The organism is Endozoicomonas sp. ONNA2, from assembly GCF_024606365.1.
Taxonomy (GTDB): domain Bacteria; phylum Pseudomonadota; class Gammaproteobacteria; order Pseudomonadales; family Endozoicomonadaceae; genus Endozoicomonas.
In genome coordinates this window covers 1-6,517 of record NZ_JAHHPO010000970.1, presented here as the reverse complement: position 1 = coordinate 6,517, position 6,517 = coordinate 1, and the positions used below count along the sequence as shown (strand labels likewise).

The following is a 6,517-nucleotide window of genomic DNA, read 5'->3' as shown; positions in this document are numbered from 1 at the left end:
ATTAATTGCTCAAAATTTATCCAATATAACCGAAGATATTAAGTCGCTCTTCAGTATGGTATTTCGTGGCATGTGTCCATCAACTGGCAAGTCCAAACGTCACGTTTGTCTGATTATCAAAACAGATTGGCCAGGAACTCAGGCGGAAAACCCCGGCTTTGTAAAAACTCTCTCTGTTCATTAATCTCCCGGGATTTTCTCGGGTGCCTGTGACCAAACTTCTTTTGACGGACCGACTTTGCCAGCTCCTGCCAGTTGATCTCCGACGCTTTCAAGGCATTGACAATCATCTCAAGTTCAATCCCTTTTTTTTCCAAGTCCCGGGCAATGCGTGAAGGACCTTGGCCTTTGGCTGCCCGGTGTTGAATAAAGCCTTCCACATAGCGCTCATTACTCAGCAGCCGCTCATTTTCCAGTCGGTCAAGCACATCAAGGATGAGTTCATCGTTATCAGAAAGATAAGATAATTTTTGTGCTAGCTCGTCGTGCGAGTAATTTTTCTGCACCATCAGCTTAATGGCAGTATGTCTCAGCATGTTTGCAGTGACTTTAGGCATCGCTACTCTCCTGTGAACTGGTCAGCCCCGGTGTTTACTCCAGTCAATCACTGAAGTTGCACGGTGTATGAGAACCGGGTTTGCGATTATTGCTCGATAGACCACTATTTCACCGTCGTTCATCGTCATACCTTTACGCGTACGCGATGCTCGGGTTTGAAATAGATATTAAAAAATTGGACTTTCTCAGGTTACCAAGGGCTGCAGAGAAATAGATATACCTTAGTACCTGATTTGTACGGGCTATTTAGAGATATATAGTCGTTTAAACTACCCGTTTCTGCCAGTGTTTTGGTGTAGAAACGTATAATGAAATTGGTGACAACATTGGTATTAAAGGGGTGCAGCATTTTTTCAAAAATTTAAAAAAAAACCGGGCATCGCGTACCTTTGTTGTTGGAATACCATACCTTGGTGTAACCTGCTCTGAACACTCCTCTCATTTACTACAGCGCTTTTAGGCGCTACCGGTTGACCCGCTTTTTCGATGTAACCTTAACCAGTTCTTTGCTGTTGCTTTCCGTTTTGAAGATGTACTGGATGATGTTGTCTTGGTCAACCGAGTCCAGTTTGACATCAAAGCCCCAGAGGCGATGCAGGTGTTTCAAAAGTTCATGCGTGCTGTCTCGATCTAGAGGACGTCGCTGGTGCAGGTAATGACGCAAGGTCAACGAGCGATCGCCACGGACATCGACGTTGTAGACCTGTATGTTGGGTTCCCGGTTGCCCAGGTTGTATAGGGCGGCCAGGTTTTCCCGCAACTGCCGATAGCCCTGCTGATCATGGATGGCATCCACTTCCAGGTAGGGGTTGATGTCGTTGTCTTCGATGCTGAACAAGCGCATGTCCCGCATGACCCTGGGGGACAGGTACTGAAGAATGAATCCCTCGTCCTTGAAGTTCTGCATGGCAAAGTGCACGGCATCCAGCCAGTCACTGCCCGCCAGGTCGGGGAACCATTCACGGTCCTCTTCCGTGGGCTGTTCGCAGATCCTGCGAATGTCCCGGAAGATGTTAAACCCCAGTGTATAGGGGTTAATCCCGCTGTACCTCGGATCATCAAAGGCCGGCTGAAACACGACACTGGAGTGTGAATGCAGGAATTCCATAATAAAGCCTTCGGTGATCAACCCTTCATCGTACATCTCATGCATCAGGTGGTAGTGCCAGAACGTTGCCCAGCCCTCGTTCATGACCTGGGTTTGTCGTTGCGGATAGAAATACTGCGCCACTTTACGCACGATGCGGATAATCTCCCGCTGCCAGGTCTCCAGCAGCGGCGCGTTCTTTTCGATGAAATAGAGCAGGTTCTCTTCCGGGTCTTTCGGAAACCGTTCATCCTGACGTAACTGCGGTGGCTCGCTCACCGGGATGGTGCGCCAGAGATCGTTCAAGTTGCGCTGGATATACGCTTCACGCTCCCGCGAGCACGCCTGTTCCTGCGCTGCCGAGACCGGAGCGGGGCGGATATAGCGATTGACGCCCTGATTCATCAGCGCATGGCAGGCATCCAGTATCGCTTCCACCACCGTAACGCCGTGCTTCTCTTCGCACCGGGCGATGTAGTGTTTGGCAAACAGCAGGTAGTCAATGATGGCGCTGGCATCTGTCCACTGCCTGAAAAGGTAGTTACCTTTAAAAAAGGAGTTGTGACCATAACAGGCGTGGGCGATCACCAGGGCCTGCATGGGCATGGTGTTCTCTTCCATCAGGTAGGCAATGCAGGGGTTGGAGTTGATCACGATTTCGTAAGCCAGCCCCATCCGTCCTCGCTGGTAGTTCTGCTGATTGTTGAGAAAGGTTTTGCCATAACTCCAGTGGTTGTACATCAGGGGCATCCCCACCGATGAGTAGGCGTCCAGCATCTGCTCGGAGCTGATCACTTCAATCTGGTTGGGGTAGGTGTCCAGCCGGAATTTATCCGCCAAACGGGCAAACTCGCGGTCGTAAAGGTCCAGCAGTTCGAACGTCCATTCGGACCCGGTGGATAGGGGTTTTTCTCGCCGGATGGTATGCCTTTTAGGCGCTTCAGCGGCCAACATGGGTACCCTCCTTTTTTTCAAAGAGACGCCGAAAGGTGGGGTAGATATCCAAATAGCTGTGAATGTGTTGCATGGCAAAGTGATCCGGGTAGGATTCGGCAATGGTTGCGTACTCGTACCAGAGATTCTGGTGATGCTGGTCGGTAATCTCCACGTAGGCAAAGTACTGGCAAACCGGTAACAATTTGTCCAGGATAATACTGGTGCAGGTGCTGGAGTCTTCGCCCCAGTTATCCCCGTCCGAAGCTTGGGCGATGTAGATGTTCCACTGACCGGGCGGGTATCGCTGTTGAATGATGTTGTGGGTAAGCAGCAAGGCTTTTGAGACAATGGTCCCCCCGGTTTCCCTGGCGTGGAAAAAGTCGTGCTCATCACATTCCCGCGCTTCACTGTGGTGCCGGATAAAGACCACGTCCACGGCCTCGTAGCTGCGCTCCAGGAACAGGTAGAGCAACAGGAAGAAACGCTTGGCCATGTCCTTGATCTCCTGGGTCATGGACCCGGAGACATCCATAACACAAAACATCACCGCCTTGCTAGAGGGCTGGGGTGCCTTGGTCATGTTATTGAAGCGCAGGTCAAAGTCGTCAATAAACGGCAGCCGTTTGAGTTTCTTGTTGAGCAACTTGATCTCTTCCCGAAGGGAGGCCTGCTGCTGATCGACAGGATCCGCGCTCACTTCCATTTCCCTGAGCTGTCGCTTGAGGGTTCGGAGTACTTTTCGGTCTTTACCGGACAGGGCTATGCGACGGGCGTGGGCAGCCCGCAGCGAGCGCACGATATTCAGCCGGTCCGGGGAGCCGGCAGTGGTAAACCCTGCCCGTTTGAGTTGATAGTCGGTGCTGTCTTTCAGTTCTTTTCGCAGCAGGTTGGGCAGCTCCAGATCATCAAACAGATATTCCAGGAACTCGTCCCGGTTGATCTGGAATATAAACTCATCCATATCTTCGCCCCTATCGCTGGCCTGCCCGGCACCACTGCCCTGCCCACCGCCACCCGGTGGCCGCTGAATGCGGTCACCACGGTGAAACTCGTGATTGCCGGGATGAACATGACCGTGATGCCCCCCTTGCCCGTGGTGAAAAAATGGCTCACTGAGGTCTTTTCTGGGGATAGTGATATCACTGCCACCATCAACGTCGGTGATGGAACGCTGATCAATGGCTTCCTGGACGGCGGCTTTGACATGATGCCGATAGCGCTTCAGAAACCGTTGCCGGTTCACGGTACTCTTCTTTTTTCCATTGAGACGCCGGTCGATGATGAGGCTCATGATGAACTCTCTCCCGATAGCTGCAGTGCTCGGTGGATCAACCCCGGTCGTGGGGCTGGAGATGGGCCCGCGGGCGGGCCGGCCAGTACCGGATCATTGGGATTTCCGGACCCGGATGTACCATTCCGACAGCAGGCGCACCTGTTTCTCGGTATAACCGTGAACCACCATACGGGAAACGAAGTCTGCGTGCTTGCGCTGGTCCTCCTGCGAACCCTTGGCATTAAAGGAGATGACCGGCAACAGGTCTTCGGTATTGGAGAACATTTTCTTCTCAATGACGGTGCGCATCTTCTCGTAGCTTAACCAGCTGGGGTTTTTGCCATCGTGGTTGGCCCGGGCCCGCAGTACAAAGTTGACCACTTCGTTGCGGAAATCTTTGGGATTGGCGATGCCCGCCGGTTTTTCGATTTTTTCCAGCTCTTCGCTCAAGGTGCCCCTGTCCAGAATGTGTCCGGTGTCCGGGTCCCGGAATTCCTGATCCTGAATCCAGAAGTCAGCGTAGGTGATGTAGCGGTCAAAGATGTTCTGACCGTATTCGGAGTATGACTCAAGGTACGCGGTCTGGATCTCCTTGCCAAGAAACTCAATGTATTTGGGTGTCAGATACTCTTTGAGAAAGGCGAGGTAACGATCTTGGATTTCTTCCGGAAACTGGTGCTGCTCAATCTGCTGTTCCAAGACATAAAGCAGGTGTACCGGGTTGGCTGCCACTTCAGTCGAATCGAAGTTGAATACTTTGGACAGGATCTTGAAAGCGAACCGGGTAGAGAGCCCGTTCATGCCTTCATCCACCCCGGCCATATCCCGGTATTCCTGCAATGGCTTGGCATTGGGGTCGGTGTCCTTCAGGTTTTCACCGTCGTATACTTTCATCTTGGAGTAGATGGAAGAGTTCTCCGGCTCACTGATGCGGGACAGCACCGTGAACTGGGCCAGCATCTTGAGCGTATCCGGGGCACAGGGCGCCGCTTTGAGCGAGCTGTGTTCCAGCAATTTTTGGTAAATATGCACCTCTTCACTCACCCGGACGCAATAGGGTACCTTGACAATGTTGACCCGGTCGATGAAGGCTTCATTGGTCTTGTTGTTCCGGAAGGACTGCCATTCAGACTCATTGGAGTGTGCCAGCAGAATCCCCTCATAGGGAATGGCCCCTAGCCCTTCGGTGCTGTTGTAATTGCCCTCCTGGGTGGCGGTCAGCAATGGGTGCAACACTTTGATGGGCGCCTTGAACATCTCCACGAACTCCATGATGCCCTGGTTGGCCCGGCACAACGCCCCTGAAAAACTGTAGGCGTCGGGGTCATCCTGAGCATACTCTTCCAGCTGGCGAATATCCACCTTGCCCACCAGGCTGGAAATATCCTGGTTGTTTTCATCACCGGGTTCGGTTTTGGCAATGGCAACCTGGTTCAGCCTGCTTGGGTAGAGCTTGACCACCCGGAACTGACTGAGGACGCCACCAAACTCGTTCAGGCGCTTGACCGCCCAGGGGGACATGATGTAGTTGAGGTAACGACCGGGAATGCCATATTCCTCAGTAAGAATGGCACCATCCTCTTCAGGGTTAAACAGTCCCAGCGGCGATTCAAACACCGGCGAACCCTTGATGGCATAAAACGGCACCTTTTCCATCAGCTTCTTCAGTTTCTCGGCCAGGGAAGACTTGCCGCCCCCCACTGGACCAAGCAGGTATAGGATCTGTTTTTTCTCTTCCAGGCCTTGGGCCGCGTGTTTGAAATAAGAGACCAGCTGTTCAATGGCCTCTTCCATGCCATAAAACTCTTTGAACTCCGGGTAACGTCTGATCAACTTATTGGAGAAAATCCTGCTCAGTCGTGGATCACGGGCGGTATCAATGACTTCCGGCTCACCGATGGCCTTCAGCATGCGCTCGGCCGCATTGGCGTAGACCGAAGGGTCCTCTTTACAGAGTTTCAGGTAATCCAGCAAGCTCAGCTCTTCCTGCTGAACTGCCTCATACCGCTGTTGGAATTGCGCAAAAATGGACATAGCTAACGACCCCACCGTGTAGAAAGGGAGACAGTAGACTGGTAGCACCAGAGAAAAGGCAACACCTGATCCCTTGGTTCAGTGAACACACGCTGCCCGTGTGGTCTCTGCAGCCTGACAAGAAATGAACGACCCGTGACCGTTAAATGATCTGCGAATCAAACCCAACTAATACTCGATGTGAAAAAACCTGACAGCACACATTCTATGATTGAATAAGGTGCAGGATATGCTGAAATACTAATTGCTCTTCCGGTAACAATCCCTGATGCCCACCTCTTTCAGGGGGTAATTGTCGATCAAATGGTGATAAACCAGACTGCTTTGCTGCTCACAGGCAAGATTAATCTGTCGTTCAATGTATGCAAGATTCGCTTGTGCTGCCACCGCTCGTTGAATCACTGCGTGGACATCCACATGCAGCGCTCCAGCTTTGCTGAGCAAATCGGCAGAGAGATCGTTTTCAAATGCAACGGAACTGCCGTGGCCAGTTTTTTTAGCCATGATCAACCTCCTCAATCATCAGCTGTCGCTTAATTGTAGCAAACCAAATAGAGTTGAAGCGTTTTTGAAATCGGGATCTTCTCAAACTCCTTCCTGATTACCACTGATCGTACGTCATGAATCAG

5 protein-coding genes are annotated in these 6,517 nt (G+C 51.8%); all 5 read right to left on the bottom strand.

Annotated elements, in window-relative coordinates; translation table 11 throughout:
• Nucleotides 1-116 precede the first annotated feature (116 nt).
• The 5 genes from KDK14_RS17160 to KDK14_RS17140 all read right to left on the bottom strand — a co-directional run bounded on the left by KDK14_RS17160 (nucleotide 117) and on the right by KDK14_RS17140 (nucleotide 6,392).
• Nucleotides 117-557 carry a regulatory protein RecX gene (locus KDK14_RS17160; RefSeq protein ID WP_257266407.1) on the bottom strand — a complete coding sequence of 147 codons (441 nt, stop codon included), beginning with the start codon at nucleotides 555-557 and terminating at the stop codon, nucleotides 117-119.
• Between the two features lie 464 nt (nucleotides 558-1,021).
• The gene (locus tag KDK14_RS17155) at nucleotides 1,022-2,599 is read right to left on the bottom strand and encodes a SpoVR family protein (protein WP_257266406.1); all 1,578 of its coding nucleotides are present in this window, start codon (nucleotides 2,597-2,599) and stop codon (nucleotides 1,022-1,024) included.
• Complete coding sequence (locus KDK14_RS17150; protein WP_257266405.1) at nucleotides 2,586-3,872, bottom strand: YeaH/YhbH family protein; 1,287 nt, start codon at nucleotides 3,870-3,872, stop codon at nucleotides 2,586-2,588. Before KDK14_RS17150 ends, KDK14_RS17155 begins: the two co-directional genes overlap by 14 nt.
• A 93-nt stretch (nucleotides 3,873-3,965) precedes the next feature.
• Complete coding sequence (locus KDK14_RS17145; protein ID WP_257266404.1) at nucleotides 3,966-5,888, bottom strand: PrkA family serine protein kinase; 1,923 nt, start codon at nucleotides 5,886-5,888, stop codon at nucleotides 3,966-3,968.
• A 240-nt stretch (nucleotides 5,889-6,128) separates the two neighbouring features.
• On the bottom strand, nucleotides 6,129-6,392 hold the full coding sequence (locus KDK14_RS17140; protein ID WP_257266402.1) for a hypothetical protein: 264 nt from the start codon (nucleotides 6,390-6,392) through the stop codon (nucleotides 6,129-6,131).
• Nucleotides 6,393-6,517 lie beyond the last annotated feature (125 nt).

What these genes read in the sequence shown, in the direction of transcription:
- KDK14_RS17160 (WP_257266407.1), bottom strand. Translation starts at nt 557, where the DNA reads ATGCCTAAAGTCACTGCAAACATGCTGAGACATACTGCCATTAAGCTG.
- KDK14_RS17155 (WP_257266406.1), bottom strand. Translation starts at nt 2,599, where the DNA reads ATGTTGGCCGCTGAAGCGCCTAAAAGGCATACCATCCGGCGAGAAAAA.
- KDK14_RS17150 (WP_257266405.1), bottom strand. Translation starts at nt 3,872, where the DNA reads ATGAGCCTCATCATCGACCGGCGTCTCAATGGAAAAAAGAAGAGTACC.
- KDK14_RS17145 (WP_257266404.1), bottom strand. Translation starts at nt 5,888, where the DNA reads ATGTCCATTTTTGCGCAATTCCAACAGCGGTATGAGGCAGTTCAGCAG.
- KDK14_RS17140 (WP_257266402.1), bottom strand. Translation starts at nt 6,392, where the DNA reads ATGGCTAAAAAAACTGGCCACGGCAGTTCCGTTGCATTTGAAAACGAT.